The sequence below is a fragment of the Alteriqipengyuania lutimaris genome, from assembly GCF_003363135.1.
Lineage (GTDB): Bacteria > Pseudomonadota > Alphaproteobacteria > Sphingomonadales > Sphingomonadaceae > Alteriqipengyuania > Alteriqipengyuania lutimaris.
Map to the genome: position 1 here is coordinate 414168 of NZ_QRBB01000001.1, position 12914 is coordinate 427081.

Annotated in this window: 13 protein-coding genes; 9 read left to right on the forward strand and 4 right to left on the reverse strand. The window is 65.3% G+C overall.

Annotated elements, in window-relative coordinates; genetic code table 11:
• Nucleotides 1–76: 76 nt before the first annotated feature.
• Nucleotides 77–4270, reverse strand: a complete 4194-nt coding sequence (gene rpoB / locus DL238_RS01970) for a DNA-directed RNA polymerase subunit beta (RefSeq protein ID WP_115490721.1) — start codon at nt 4268–4270, stop codon at nt 77–79.
• A gap of 408 nt (nt 4271–4678) precedes the next feature.
• On the opposite strand from rpoB, the gene DL238_RS15980 reads away from it, so the two are divergent.
• From DL238_RS15980 to DL238_RS01985, 5 genes are all read left to right on the forward strand, one after another.
• The gene (locus DL238_RS15980) at nt 4679–4819 is read left to right on the forward strand and encodes a hypothetical protein (RefSeq protein WP_181883788.1); all 141 of its coding nucleotides are present in this window, start codon (nt 4679–4681) and stop codon (nt 4817–4819) included.
• 39 nt (nt 4820–4858) lie between these two features.
• Nucleotides 4859–4996 carry a hypothetical protein gene (locus tag DL238_RS15985; protein ID WP_181883789.1) on the forward strand — a complete coding sequence of 46 codons (138 nt, stop codon included), beginning with the start codon at nt 4859–4861 and terminating at the stop codon, nt 4994–4996.
• A 54-nt stretch (nt 4997–5050) separates the two neighbouring features.
• Nucleotides 5051–5614, forward strand: coding sequence for a DUF2975 domain-containing protein (locus DL238_RS01975; protein WP_115490722.1), 564 nt, complete (start codon nt 5051–5053; stop codon nt 5612–5614).
• Complete coding sequence (locus tag DL238_RS01980; protein WP_115490723.1) at nt 5614–5865, forward strand: helix-turn-helix domain-containing protein; 252 nt, start codon at nt 5614–5616, stop codon at nt 5863–5865. Before DL238_RS01975 ends, DL238_RS01980 begins: the two co-directional genes overlap by 1 nt.
• 224 nt (nt 5866–6089) lie before the next feature.
• The gene (locus tag DL238_RS01985) at nt 6090–6329 is read left to right on the forward strand and encodes a hypothetical protein (RefSeq protein ID WP_115490724.1); all 240 of its coding nucleotides are present in this window, start codon (nt 6090–6092) and stop codon (nt 6327–6329) included.
• Nucleotides 6330–6422: 93 nt separating this feature from the next.
• On the opposite strand, the gene DL238_RS01990 is transcribed toward DL238_RS01985, so the two are convergent.
• Nucleotides 6423–6776, reverse strand: a complete 354-nt coding sequence (locus DL238_RS01990; protein ID WP_115490725.1) for a hypothetical protein — start codon at nt 6774–6776, stop codon at nt 6423–6425.
• 351 nt (nt 6777–7127) lie between these two features.
• Between DL238_RS01990 and rplJ the strand changes: the two genes are divergently transcribed.
• Both rplJ and rplL read left to right on the forward strand, forming a co-directional pair.
• Nucleotides 7128–7643 carry a 50S ribosomal protein L10 gene (gene rplJ, locus DL238_RS01995; RefSeq protein WP_115490726.1) on the forward strand — a complete coding sequence of 172 codons (516 nt, stop codon included), beginning with the start codon at nt 7128–7130 and terminating at the stop codon, nt 7641–7643.
• 69 nt (nt 7644–7712) lie between these two features.
• On the forward strand, nt 7713–8087 hold the full coding sequence (gene rplL / locus DL238_RS02000) for a 50S ribosomal protein L7/L12 (protein ID WP_010409889.1): 375 nt from the start codon (nt 7713–7715) through the stop codon (nt 8085–8087).
• Between the two features lie 90 nt (nt 8088–8177).
• Here rplL and DL238_RS02005 read toward each other — a convergent pair whose 3' ends face one another.
• Nucleotides 8178–9941, reverse strand: coding sequence for a cation:proton antiporter domain-containing protein (locus DL238_RS02005; protein ID WP_115490727.1), 1764 nt, complete (start codon nt 9939–9941; stop codon nt 8178–8180).
• Nucleotides 9942–10041: 100 nt separating this feature from the next.
• Here DL238_RS02005 and DL238_RS02010 point away from each other — a divergent pair, with 100 nt between their 5' ends.
• Nucleotides 10042–11472, forward strand: a complete 1431-nt coding sequence (locus DL238_RS02010) for an MATE family efflux transporter (RefSeq protein ID WP_115490728.1) — start codon at nt 10042–10044, stop codon at nt 11470–11472.
• Here the strand turns inward: DL238_RS02010 and DL238_RS02015 are convergent, their stop codons facing one another.
• Nucleotides 11473–12333: a mechanosensitive ion channel family protein gene (locus DL238_RS02015; RefSeq protein ID WP_115490729.1), complete on the reverse strand. Its 861-nt coding sequence runs from the start codon at nt 12331–12333 to the stop codon at nt 11473–11475.
• A gap of 246 nt (nt 12334–12579) precedes the next feature.
• Between DL238_RS02015 and groES the strand changes: the two genes are divergently transcribed.
• A complete protein-coding gene (gene groES / locus DL238_RS02020) occupies nt 12580–12867 on the forward strand; it encodes a co-chaperone GroES (protein ID WP_115490730.1) in 288 nt (95 codons plus the stop codon).
• Nucleotides 12868–12914: the final 47 nt, after the last annotated feature.

Sequence of the window (12914 nt, forward strand, 5' to 3'; positions counted from 1 at the left end):
CAATGAATGCGCTAAGGAGACCGCTCTCAAGCGCATATTTCCATTCGATCGTCCGAGGCCACCTCTTGGGCATCAATTACTCCGCCGCGATCTGCATGCCGTCTTCGTCGTCCTCGTCCGCGATGGACTTGAGTTCGACGTTGAGGCCCAGCGAGCGCATTTCCTTCACGAGCACGTTGAAGCTCTCCGGAATGCCCGCCTCGAAGGTGTCGTCGCCCTTGACGATCGCTTCGTAGACCTTCTGGCGGCCGACCACGTCGTCCGACTTGACGGTGAGCATTTCCTGCAAGGTGTAGGCCGCGCCGTATGCCTGGAGCGCCCAGACCTCCATCTCGCCGAAGCGCTGTCCGCCGAACTGCGCCTTACCGCCCAGCGGCTGCTGGGTGACGAGGCTGTACGGGCCGATCGAGCGTGCGTGGATCTTGTCGTCGACGAGGTGGTGCAGCTTGAGCATGTAGATGATGCCCACGGTCACCTTGCGGTGGAAGGCATCGCCCGTGCGCCCGTCGAACAGGACCGACTGGCCGTCCGCGTCGAGGCCGGATTTCTCCAGCTGCGTGGTCACGTCGCCTTCGCGCGCACCGTCGAACACCGGGGTGCCCATCGGCACGCCGCGCACGAGGTTGCCCGCCAGCTCCGCGATTTCCTCGCCCGAGCGGCCTTCGATCGAGTCGTGATAGTCCTCGCCGTAGACCTCCTTCAGCTTCTCCTTGATCGCCGCGGGCGGCTCTCCGGGTTCGGCGTCGGGGTTCTTGGCGCGCCAGTCTTCCAGCGCATCCTTGATCTGGTGCCCGAACTCGCGGGCCGCCATGCCAAGATGGGTCTCGAAGATCTGGCCGACGTTCATGCGCGAAGGCACGCCGAGCGGGTTGAGCACGATGTCGACCGGCGTACCGTCGGCGAGGAACGGCATGTCCTCTTCGGGCAGGATGCGGCTGATGACGCCCTTGTTCCCGTGGCGTCCGGCCATCTTGTCGCCCGGCTGCAGCTTGCGCTTCACTGCGACGAAGACCTTGACCATCTTGAGCACGCCCGGGGCGAGCTCGTCACCGCGTTCGAGCTTTTCCTTGCGATCCTCGAACTTGGCGTCGATGCCCTTCACGGCTTCGTCGTACTGGCCCTTGATCGCTTCGAGCTGCGCCTGGCGATCGTCGTCTTCCACCGCGAACTTGAACCATTCGTGGCGATCGACTTCGTCGAGGACGTCCTGCGTGATCTCGGTGCCCTTCTTGACGCCCTTGGGCGCGGCCGAAGCGGTCTGGCCGATCAGCATGTCGCCCAGGCGGTTGTAGGTCGCCCGGTTGAGGATCGCGCGTTCGTCGGCGCTGTCCTTGCGCAGACGCTCGATTTCCTCGTTCTGGATCGCCCGCGTACGGTCGTCGATCTCGATCCCGTGGCGGTTGAACACGCGCACTTCGACGACCGTGCCGGCAACGCCCGGCGGCAGACGCAGCGAGGTGTCGCGCACGTCGCTCGCCTTTTCGCCGAAGATGGCGCGCAGAAGCTTTTCTTCCGGCGTCATCGGAGATTCGCCCTTGGGCGTGATCTTGCCGCACAGGATATCGCCCGGGTGCACTTCGGCGCCGATGTAGACGATGCCCGCCTCATCGAGGTTGCGCAGCGCTTCCTCGCCCACGTTGGGAATGTCGCGGGTGATGTCTTCCGGCCCGAGCTTGGTGTCGCGCGCCATCACCTCGAATTCCTCGATGTGGATCGAGGTGAACACGTCGTCCTTCACGATGCGTTCGGAGATCAGGATCGAGTCTTCGTAGTTGTAGCCGTTCCACGGCATGAACGCGACGAGGCTGTTCTTGCCCAGCGCCAGTTCGCCCAGGTCGGTCGAGGGGCCGTCGGCGATGACGTCGCCTTCCTCGATCGTTTCGCCCACCTTCACCAGCGGACGCTGGTTGATGCAGGTGTTCTGGTTGGAGCGCTGGAACTTCTGCAAGCTGTAGATGTCGACGCCCGACTGGCCGGGTTCGACATCGCCGATCGCGCGGATGACAATACGCGTCGCGTCGACCTGGTCGACGATCCCGCCGCGCTTGGCGGTGATCGCCGCGCCCGAATCGCGCGCCACGGTCTCTTCCATGCCGGTGCCGACCCACGGCGCTTCCGCCTTGACGAGCGGCACGGCCTGGCGCTGCATGTTGGCGCCCATCAGCGCGCGGTTGGCGTCATCGTTTTCCAGGAACGGAATGAGCGATGCACCGACCGAGACGAGCTGCTTCGGCGAAACGTCCATCAGCGTGATGGTTTCACGAGGGGCCATGAGGTTGTCGCCGCTCTGGCGGGCGGAGACCAGCTCTTCCACGAAGGTGCCGTCCTCGTTGAGGGCGGCGCTCGCCTGCGCGACGGTGTGCTTCTGCTCTTCCATCGCGGAGAGGTAGATCACGTCGCTGGTGACCTTGCCGTCGACGACCTTGCGGTACGGCGTTTCGATGAAGCCGTACTTGTTGACGCGGCTGAAGCTGGCGAGCGAGTTGATCAGGCCGATGTTCGGGCCTTCGGGCGTCTCGATCGGGCAGATACGGCCATAGTGCGTCGGGTGAACGTCGCGGACTTCAAAGCCCGCACGCTCACGCGTCAGACCACCCGGCCCAAGCGCCGAAACGCGGCGCTTGTGGGTGACTTCGGACAGCGGGTTGGTCTGGTCCATGAACTGCGAGAGCTGCGAGGAACCGAAGAACTCGCGCACCGCGGCCACGGCGGGCTTCGCGTTGATCAGGTCGTTCGGCATCACGGTCGACACGTCGACGCTGCTCATGCGTTCCTTCACCGCGCGTTCCATGCGCAGCAGGCCGACGCGGTACTGGTTTTCGAGCAGTTCGCCGACCGAGCGCACGCGGCGGTTGCCGAGGTTGTCGATGTCGTCGACTTCGCCCTTGCCGTCCTTCAGGCCGACGAGCTCCTTCACCACCGCGAGGATGTCTTCCTTGCGCAGCGTGGTGACGGTGTCTTCGGCGTCCAGTTCGAGGCGCATGTTGAGCTTCACGCGGCCGACGGCGGACAGGTCGTAGCGCTCACCGTCGAAGAACAGGCCTTCGAACAGCGCTTCGGCGGTTTCCTTGGTCGGCGGCTCGCCCGGGCGCATCACCTTGTAGATGGCTTCCAGGCCCTCGTCGCGGTTCTCGGCCTTGTCGACCTTGAGAGTGTTGCGGATCCACGGGCCGGTATTGACCTCGTCGATGTCGAGCAGCTCGACCTGGTCGACGCCCGCGCCGTCGAGCGCTTCGAGATGCTCCGGCGACACTTCGTCGCCGGCTTCGATGTAGATGCGGCCCGTGCCCTCGTCGATCATGTCACGCGCGGCGTAGCGGCCGAAGATCTCCTCGGTCGGCAGCAGCAGCGTTTCGAGACCGTCCTTGCTCGCCTTGTTGGCGGCGCGGGGCGAAATCTTCTGGTTGGCGGGGAAGACTTCCTCGCCCGTGTCGGCATTCACCAGCGGGAAAGTCGGCTTGGAGCCGCGCCATTGCTCGGCGACGAAGGGAATGTTCCATCCGTCCTTCGCGCGCTTCCACACGACGGTGTCGTAGAAGTGGTGGAGGATTTCCTCCTGGTCGAGGCCGAGGCCATAGAGCAGCGAGGTGACCGGCAGCTTGCGCTTGCGGTCGATCCGGACGTTGACGATGTCCTTCGCGTCGAACTCGAAGTCGAGCCACGAACCGCGATAGGGAATGACGCGCGCAGCAAACAGCAGCTTGCCCGAGCTGTGCGTCTTGCCACGGTCATGGTCGAACAGCACGCCCGGCGAACGGTGCATCTGCGAGACGATCACGCGCTCGGTACCATTGACGATGAAGGTGCCGTTCTCGGTCATGAGCGGCATGTCGCCCATGTAGACTTCCTGCTCCTTGATATCGAGCACGGAGCGGGCTTCGGTGTCCTGGTCCACCTCGAACACGATCAGGCGCAGCGTGACGCGCATCGGCGCGGCATAGGTGATCCCGCGCTGGCGGCATTCGGTGGTGTCGTACTTGGGCGGTTCGAGTTCGTAGTCGACGAAATCGAGCTCGGCTGTGCCCGCGAAGTCGCGGATCGGGAAGACGCTGCGCAGCGTCTTCTCGAGGCCCGAGACATAGTCGATTTCCTTGTCGGAGCGCAGGAACTGTTCGTAGCTTTCGCGCTGAACCTCGATCAGGTTCGGCATCTGCACGACTTCGTGAATGTCACCGAAGATCTTGCGGATGCGGCGCTTGGCGGTGCCGGTCTTGGCCGTGCCCCGCTTCGCCGGGAGCTGTGCGTCGTCGTTCGCGCTCTTGGTCGCCATAAGTCGAAAGAACCTTTTTCGCCGTGTCGCGATGCGAACGAAGGCTTGCGCCGACGCCCGCATGGCGAGGATAAAATTGTCTCTGCACGAGAGGAATGGCCAGACATCAGTATCGGGCGGTCGGCATGCCGCGATGAGGCATGTCGATTGGGGTGCTGTCCGCCGCGATGGTCTGGCCGCGCCGCTTCCTTCCCTGGCATCGAATCTCGCGCGTGATTCGGCCTTGCTCGAAGCTGGCGTGTGCGCGGGATGTAGGAATATGCGCGCCGAATGTCAAAGGCCCGGAGCTTCGGGCGGGATTTTTTCGTTTATCGATCAGCGTCTTATCGTTTTTCGATATTTATCGATTGACGATATGTCGGCATGCGATTATTGAATATCGATATCGAGCACATAGGAGATCGATAAATGACCGAAGCAACCCAACGTATCGCCGCGGCGCTCGTCGCCGCTCTCATCGCCGGCACCAGCCTGACCGCCGTGGTCACCGTGCCCCCCGCCGACGACGGACAGCCCGTCGCCACGATCGCGGCGCCCGAAGTCGCCTGAGGCGCACTTCGCCGATCCGAGCCATCCATGGAGGCCATCATGACCAAGCTTGCCCAGAACCTTTTCGCCCTCACCCTCGCCATCATCGTCGCAGGGACCAGCATGACCGCGGTGGTCACCGTGCCCGACGCCGGCGATCGCACCGCCGCGATCCCGGCCACGGACAATCTCGCCTGACCCTACCCGACCGATGCCGGCCGGAAGACGACCGCCAACAGGGACATTTCCATCATGACCAAGACCCTCAACGACCCGCTGCTGCTGATCGGCAAGATCTTTACCATCGTCCTGCAGGCCGTCATGGCTCTCGGATCGGTCGCGCTGCTGATCGCCATTCCCGCCGTCCTGATCGCCCAGGGGCCGATCGAAGCCGAGATCGCCCAGGAACTGCCCGGCTTCACCCAGGACTTTCCCGGCATCCTGATCGCCGCGATCCTGGCGATCGGCCTCGCGTTCCTCGTGATGCTGTTCTTCTTCTTCGGGATGCTGCGACAGATCATCGGCACGGTCGGTGACGGAGATCCTTTCCAGCCCGCCAACGCACGCCGGCTCAGCAACATGGCCTGGCTGATGCTCGGGACACAGCTGCTCGTCATTCCCGCCGGGATCATCGCGTTCCAGCTGACCGGCTATGCCGATGCGATCGAAGCGGCCGGTGCCGAAAACTTCAACATGGACTTCGACGATGACGGCTTCGACATGACCGCGTGGCTGCTGGTCGTCATCCTGTTCATCCTCGCCCGCGTCTTCCGCCACGGCGCCGCGATGCGCGAAGACCTGGAAGGAACCGTGTGATGCCGCCCCGCACCGACGACTCGATCGAAGGAACACGCATCATGGTGAAACTCGACGACCTGCTGCACGACCGGCGCATGACGCTGACCGAACTGGCCGAGCGGGTCGGCATGACGCTCGCCAACCTCTCGATCCTGAAGACCGGCAAGGCCAAGGCGATCCGATTTTCGACCCTCGAAGCGATTTGCCGCGAACTGGATTGCCAACCGGGCGACTTGCTCGGTTACGAGACGGAAGCACCCGGGGGCTGACCGGCGCCCGGGCGACCGCAGAAGACAAGCGCTGAATAGGCTTGTGCCCTCGTCGGATAAACGCCCGACTTCTGCCATCGGGCAAAAACGAGTCGTTGACCCGGCCGAGGATTGCGCGCACTGGACCTGACGGCCATATTTTCGCCATGAGGCGGAACCGGCCTGACAAGCATGTATTAACTGTCGATCCGCGGGTGCGGACGCCAGGTTAGGGGAATACCACTATGAAGAAGATCATTGCAGTCGCCACCGTCGCCGCTTTCGGCCTTTCGCTTGCCGCATGCGACAGCGCAGCCGAAGAGCAGGCCGAAGACACCATGGAAGCCGAAGCTGAAGTGATCGACGAGCAGGCCGAGCTGAACGAAGCCGAAGCCGACCTCGCCGAAGAACAGGGCATGGAAGGCGAAGCAGAAGCTCTCGAAGCCGAAGCCGAGCAGATGGAAGAAACCGCCGACGAGATGTAATCTCGCGTCGTCTTTCGACCGAATTCGCGGCCGCGCAGTCCCCCGGGATTGCGCGGCCGTTTCTTTTCGGGCGCAGGCCGGTCGGCGTTGCGGTCAGCTCTCTTGGCAGCGGATCCAGTGGCGCTTGCCCCGGTAGGTGACCGTGCCGTCGTAGGTGGCGCCCTTGCGGGTCGCGCGGACCACCGCCAGCTCCTCGTCCGCCTGCGGATCGGTCAGCACGACGCGCAGCTCGCGATCGTCGAGCCACCATTGCGGCGCGGCGACCGCGATCTGTCTGCCGTCCACCTCCAGGCCCTGCGCGAAGAGCGCGCTGCCCGCCACGTGCCCGAAGCCGAGCGTGACGACGATCGCGGGCGTGCGCGCAGTGGCGCAGCGCATCCCGCCGGTCGCGTGGGCGGGCGCGGCCAGCAGGAGGATCGCAGCAAGGGCGAGCAGGCGGTTTCGCATGCCGGATCGGGTAGCGCGCCCGGCCTGAACCATGCGTGCACGCGCCGCGCCACCCGTGCTTTCGCTTGACTCCGAGGGCGAGGCCGCTAAGTGCGCGTCCGACCGTTTTCGAACGGTCATCCGTCCGAGACAGTTGGCGACCGGAATATGCCGGTCTTAATCTCCAGCCTAGACGGGGAAACGAGATTTCAGGCGGCCGGCGCTCCGGTGCATGTCCGCATTCGCATCCAGTCGATGGATGCACCTCCTTCCCCATCAAACGGACCCATGGCTGCGCGGCGCAAGCTGCGCGGTCGAACGTGAGCCGGTCGTTTCCGTTTGTGCGGATTCGGCCATAGTGAAGGAGTAAGCATGGATCGTTCGCAAAAAACCGATGCGGTCGCTCAGCTGAACAACGTCTTCAACGAGGCGGGCGTGGTGGTCGTCACCCGCAACCTCGGCCTGACGGTGGCGGAATCCACCGATCTGCGCGCGAAGATGCGTGAGGCCGGCGCGACCTACCAGGTTGCGAAGAACCGTCTTGCCAAGATCGCCCTCAAGGACACCGACTACGCAGGTATCGAAGAATACCTGTCCGGTCCGACCGCGCTGGCCTATTCGGCCGATCCGGTCGCCGCGGCCAAGGCCGTGGTGGAGTTCGCGAAGACCAACGACCGCATCGAAGTGGTCGGTGGCTCGATGGGCTCGCAGGTGCTCGACGAAGCAGGTGTCAGGGCTCTCGCCTCGATGCCCAGCCTCGACGAACTGCGTGGCAAGCTCGTTGGTCTGGTCAACGCCCCCGCGACGAAAATCGCGCAGGTCGTCAATGCCCCGGCGAACAAGCTGGCCCGTGTCTTCGGCGCATATGCCGCCAAGGACGCCGCGTAAGACGTTTTTCCGCACGACATTCCGGCCGCGGCAGACGCCCGGCCACGCTATCATTTGGAGTGAAATATCATGGCAGACATCGCCAAGCTTGTTGAAGAACTTTCGAAGCTGACCGTCCTCGAAGCAGCTGAACTCGCCACCGCGCTCGAAGAAGAGTGGGGCGTGAGCGCCGCTGCCGCCGTTGCGGTTGCCGGCCCGGCTGCCGGTGGCGACGCCCCGGCCGCTGAAGAAAAGGACGAATTCGACGTCATTCTCACCGGCGACGGTGGCAAGAAGATCCAGGTCATCAAGGAAGTCCGCGCCATCACCGGCCTGGGCCTCACCGAAGCCAAGGGTCTCGTCGAAGGCGCGCCCAAGCCGCTCAAGGAAGGCGTCAACAAGGCCGAAGCCGAAGAAATCAAGAGCAAGATCGAAGCCGCTGGCGGCACGGTCGAACTCAAGTAAGCTTCACGCTTCAGTTCGAAAGAACGAAGGGCGGTGCCAGCGATGGCGCCGCCCTTTTTCGTGCGCGGCCCTTTTTCGTGTGCGGCCCGGTCAGCTCTGCGCGCGCGATCCACGCAGCACGTGTGCGTCCTTGCCCGCAAACATGTCGCCCGCCGCGGCCTGCGATCGCAGCCGCTCCATGTCGGTCTCGCGGAACTTGCGCTCCAGCCCGTCGATCTCGGCTTCGTCGGTGTCGATCCAGCTCAGCGCGGCACGGCTCATCGCGATTGCCGATTCGCGCAGTTCGCGAACCTGGAACGCGATGTCCGAGCCCGCCAGCCTGATCGACGTGCGCCGGTCGTAACTGCGCACGAACAGCGCTGCCCCGGGAAAGGCCTCGCGCACCGAGGCGATGAAGTCGGGTTCGAGCTGGTCCCCGTCGATGCAGAAGCAGATGACTTCCGCCTCGCCCGCACCCGCCTGCCGCATGATGTCGAGCCGCAGCCCGTCGCCATAGAAGACCTTGATCCCGAAATTGCCCGCAGTGTCGATCGAATCCACCTTCCGGTCGATCATCGTCACGTCGAGCCCGGCGGTGGCGAGCATCTGGGCCACGGTCTGGCCGAAGCGGCCGAAGCCGATCACCAGCGCCTGCGACGTCTCGCCGTTGGGCCCCTCGCGCTCCTCTTGGGCACCGCGCGCGGGGGCGCGCAGCCGCCGGGTGGCCATCATCAGGAAGGGCGTGGTCGCCATCGAGATCGTGACGATGGCGGTGAAGAGGCTGCCGGTCCCGGCATCGATCACCCCGCCGCGCTGCGCCTCGTTGAACAGCACGAAACCGAACTCGCCGCCCTGGCTCAGCAGCAGGCCGAGCGCGAGCGCGCTGCGCCACGGCAGCTTCACCGCCATGCCCAGCCCGGTGATGATCGCGGCCTTGGTCGCGACCAGCGCCGCCGCCATCGCGAGCACGAACAGCGGCTGCGCGGCGATCGCTTCGAGGTCGAGCATCATGCCGACCGAGATGAAGAACAGGCCGAGCAGGATCGAACGGAAGGGTTCGATATCCGCCTCAAGCTCGTGCCGGTAGGGCGTGTCGGCCAGCATCACGCCCGCGATGAAAGCACCGAGCGCGGTCGACAGGCCGATCGCCTGCATCACCGCAGCCGACGCGACCACCGCGAACAGCGCGGCGACGACGAACATCTCGCGCTCCCCCAGCCGCCCGATCAGCCGCAGCAGCGGGCGCAGGGCGAACCGCCCGGCAAGGACGAGGCCGATGGTGGCGCCGAGCGCGATCAGCACCTCGACCAGGGGCGAAGTGCTGGCCTGGTCGCCGCCCTGCGTGCCGAGCGCGGCGACGATGGCCAGCAACGGAATGATCGAGAGGTCCTGGAACAGCAGGATGGAAAACGCCCGCTCGCCCACCGGCGTGCGCAGGTTGCCGCCCGATTGCAGCATCGGCAGCACCTGCGCGGTGGAAGAGAGGCCGAGCGAGAGGCCCACCGCCAGCGCGGTCGCCATGGGATAGCTCGTCGCCAGCCACAACACGCCGGTCAGCGCCAGCCCGCACAGCACCACCTGCGTGAGGCCGAGCCCGAAGATGGCGGCGCGCAGCCGCCACAAACGGCTCGGCGCGAGCTCCAGCCCGACGATGAACAGCAGCATCACGATGCCGAACTCGCCGATGACCAGCGTTTCTTCGGCCCCGCCTGCCAGACCCAGCACCTGCGGGCCGACGACTGCTCCGGCGACGAGGTAGCCCAGCGTCGCCCCCAGCCCCAGCTTGCGGAACGCGATCACGAACAGCAGCGCGGCGGCGAGCAGAACCACGCCGCTTCCCAGTGCGACATGCGCCGCCCCTTCGCCATGCTCCATGCTGCTGTGCCCCTTGCGCCTCACTGATGAAGCAATCGCAATGCAGCGCCGACGCGCTCTAGGCAAGCGAGGCTGTGGCACATATTCGGGCCGGCTTTTCATGACCGACACAGATCACCCTGCAGGGGCTGCGGCCCCCTGGCGCACCGAGATTATCGCCACGCTCCGGCTCAGCTGGCCGCTGGCGCTCGCCAACCTGTTGCAAATGCTCACCTATGCGATCGACGTGATCTTCATCGCGCGGCTGGGGGAGGAACCGCTGGCCGCGTCCGCGCTGGTCGTTTCGGTCTTCGGCCTGATCGTGTGGGCGCTGTCGGGCCTGACCGGCGCGGTCGCACCGGTGATTTCGGCGGCGCTGGGGGCACGCGCACCTGCGCTGCGGCCCGTCCGCCGGGCGACACGCATGGCCTTGTGGCTGGCGGTCATCAGCGGGGCGGCAGGAATGATCGCGATGCTGGGGTTCGAGCAGTTCGCGCTGCTGACCGGGCAGGAGCCCGCGCTCGCCGCGCTCGGGCAGAGCTACGCGCTGGTGCTGGTCTTCTCCACCATTCCATTTCTGATCAACAACGTGCTGCGCAGCTTCGTCTCCGCGCTCGACCGGCCGATCTTCGCGACAGCGATCACCGCGCTCGGCATCGGGGTCAACGCCGTGGGCAACTACGCCTTCATCTTCGGCAACTGGGGCGCCCCCGAGATGGGCCTGCCCGGGGCCGCGGTGGCGACGCTGATGACGTCGCTGTTCACGATGGTCGCCTACGTCATCGCGATCCGTATCGATCCGAAGCTGCACCGCTATCATATCTTCGGGCGCTGGTGGGTGCCCGACTGGAGCGCGTTCGGCCGGATCGTGCGCATCGGCACGCCGATCGCGCTTATGATCTGCGCCGAGGCCGGGGTCTTCGGTGCCGCCGCCTTCCTGATGGGCAATATCGGCGCCGCGCAGCTCGCCGCGCATACGATCGCCTTGCAGATCGCCGCGCTCGCCTTCCAGGTGCCCTTCGGCGTGGGCCAGGCGACGACCATCCGCGTCGGCTATTTCTACGGCGCGCGCGACCGCGAAGGGATGGCGCGTGCCGGGTGGAGCGGCATCGGCATCGCGCTGCTTTTCATGAGCTGCACCGCCAGCGCGATGGTGCTGATCCCCAAGCCGCTGCTCGCGATCTATATCGACCCGTGGGACGTCGCGAATGCCGGGCTGGTCGCCTTCGCCACGCGCTACCTGCTCGTCGCCGCCGCGTTCCAGCTGGTCGACGGGGTGCAGGCCGTGGCGGCGGGCGCGCTGCGCGGGTTGCAGGACACCCGCGTGCCGATGTGGATCGCCGCCTTTTCCTACTGGGTGCCGGGCTTCGGCCTGTCGCTGACGCTCGGCTTTGCCACCGGCCTTGCAGGGGTCGGCGTGTGGATCGGGCTCGCCACCGGCCTCGCCTTCGCCGCCGTGCTCCTGAGCTGGCGGTGGGCGCGGCGCGAGGCGCTGGGCCTGACGCGCTTTTCGCCCGACGAGGCTGCGATCAGGCCTATGAGCAGCCCGTGATCAGCCCTGTACCATAGTCACTTCGCGCTGCGGGTAGGGGATCGACAGGCCGACCTCGTCGAACTTCGCCTTGGCCGCCTCGGTCAGGTCCCATTGGAGCTGCATGTAATCGCTCGTTGCGCACCAGACGCGCAGCCCCACCCCGACCGAAGAATCGTCGAGCGAGGCGACGAAGGCCTGCGGCTCGGGATCGGCCATCACCCGCTCGTCATCTTCGGCCAGCGCGAGCAGAACTTCGCGCGCCTGCTGCATGCTGTCGTCGTAGCCGATGCCCACGATCAGCTCGATCCGGCGCGTGGGATGGCGGTGCAGATTGACGATCGGCTGGTTCCAGAGTTCGGAATTGGGGACCATCACGAACAGCCCGTCGAACTGCTTCAATTCGGTCGTGAACAGGCCGATCCGCTGGACGGTGGCGGTGAACCGGTCGACGCTGATCGCCTCGCCCACCACGAAGGGCCGCTGGACCAGGATCATCACGCCCGAGGCGACATTGCTGAGCGTGCCTTGCAGCGCGAGGCCGATCGCCAGCGCCATGCCGCCCAGCGCGGCGAGGATGCTGGCGGTCTCGACCCCGAACTGGCTCAGCACGGTGACCAGCACCACCGCCCACAGCGCGTATTTGACGATGTTGGACAGGAAGCTGGCGACCGTGGGGTCGAACTTGTGCGACTTGTTCAGCGCGCGCTCGGCGGCGCGCGAGAGCACGCTCGCGATCAGCAGGCCGATCACCAGCACCGCGACCGCGCCGATGATCTGCATGATGTTGGCTTGCAGCCACAGCCAGATGCTCTCGGCGAACGTCAGGTCGAGCGCGGCGGTCTGGCGGGGGGTCGGTGCGGCAGCGGGGGAAATGGCCATGCGGTTGGTCCGTTAACAGCTATCGGGTCGGTCTCAGGCAGCCGCCCCTAGCGAAGCGCGCTCGCGCTTGCAAAACCGGCCAGCGAACGGCTTGACGCAGGCGCGATGCGGGCCATCTCGGCAGGCGCAAGAATTTCGCCTCCCCCCGCTTGACGCATGAACGGCCGCTGCACATATGCGCCGTGCTGGCACTCTCCATATGGGAGTGCCAACCAACATCATTCACTCTAACAAGAGGTATCACGCATGGCATTTCGTCCGTTGCACGACCGTGTTCTGGTTCGTCGTATCGAAGCCGAGGAAAAGACCGCCGGCGGCATCATCATTCCCGACAGCGCGCAGGAAAAGCCCAGCGAAGGCATGATCGTTGCCGTGGGTTCGGGTGCGAAGGCCGAAGACGGCACGGTCACCCCGCTCGACGTCAAGGAAGGCGACCGCGTCCTGTTCGGCAAGTGGGGCGGCACCGAAGTCAAGATCGACGGTGAAGACCTGCTGATCATGAAGGAAAGCGACATCATGGGGATCGTTTCCTGATCCGCTGACCCCTCGCATGTACTTCATCAACTAACCCAATTTCTCAG

What these genes read in the sequence shown, in the direction of transcription:
- DL238_RS15980 (WP_181883788.1), top strand. Translation starts at nt 4,679, where the DNA reads ATGACCGAAGCAACCCAACGTATCGCCGCGGCGCTCGTCGCCGCTCTC.
- DL238_RS01975 (WP_115490722.1), top strand. Translation starts at nt 5,051, where the DNA reads ATGACCAAGACCCTCAACGACCCGCTGCTGCTGATCGGCAAGATCTTT.
- DL238_RS01980 (WP_115490723.1), top strand. Translation starts at nt 5,614, where the DNA reads ATGCCGCCCCGCACCGACGACTCGATCGAAGGAACACGCATCATGGTG.
- DL238_RS02015 (WP_115490729.1), bottom strand. Translation starts at nt 12,333, where the DNA reads ATGGCCATTTCCCCCGCTGCCGCACCGACCCCCCGCCAGACCGCCGCG.
- rpoB (WP_115490721.1), bottom strand. Translation starts at nt 4,270, where the DNA reads ATGGCGACCAAGAGCGCGAACGACGACGCACAGCTCCCGGCGAAGCGG.
- DL238_RS15985 (WP_181883789.1), top strand. Translation starts at nt 4,859, where the DNA reads ATGACCAAGCTTGCCCAGAACCTTTTCGCCCTCACCCTCGCCATCATC.
- rplJ (WP_115490726.1), top strand. Translation starts at nt 7,128, where the DNA reads ATGGATCGTTCGCAAAAAACCGATGCGGTCGCTCAGCTGAACAACGTC.
- rplL (WP_010409889.1), top strand. Translation starts at nt 7,713, where the DNA reads ATGGCAGACATCGCCAAGCTTGTTGAAGAACTTTCGAAGCTGACCGTC.
- DL238_RS01985 (WP_115490724.1), top strand. Translation starts at nt 6,090, where the DNA reads ATGAAGAAGATCATTGCAGTCGCCACCGTCGCCGCTTTCGGCCTTTCG.
- DL238_RS02005 (WP_115490727.1), bottom strand. Translation starts at nt 9,941, where the DNA reads ATGGAGCATGGCGAAGGGGCGGCGCATGTCGCACTGGGAAGCGGCGTG.
- DL238_RS02010 (WP_115490728.1), top strand. Translation starts at nt 10,042, where the DNA reads ATGACCGACACAGATCACCCTGCAGGGGCTGCGGCCCCCTGGCGCACC.
- DL238_RS01990 (WP_115490725.1), bottom strand. Translation starts at nt 6,776, where the DNA reads ATGCGAAACCGCCTGCTCGCCCTTGCTGCGATCCTCCTGCTGGCCGCG.
- groES (WP_115490730.1), top strand. Translation starts at nt 12,580, where the DNA reads ATGGCATTTCGTCCGTTGCACGACCGTGTTCTGGTTCGTCGTATCGAA.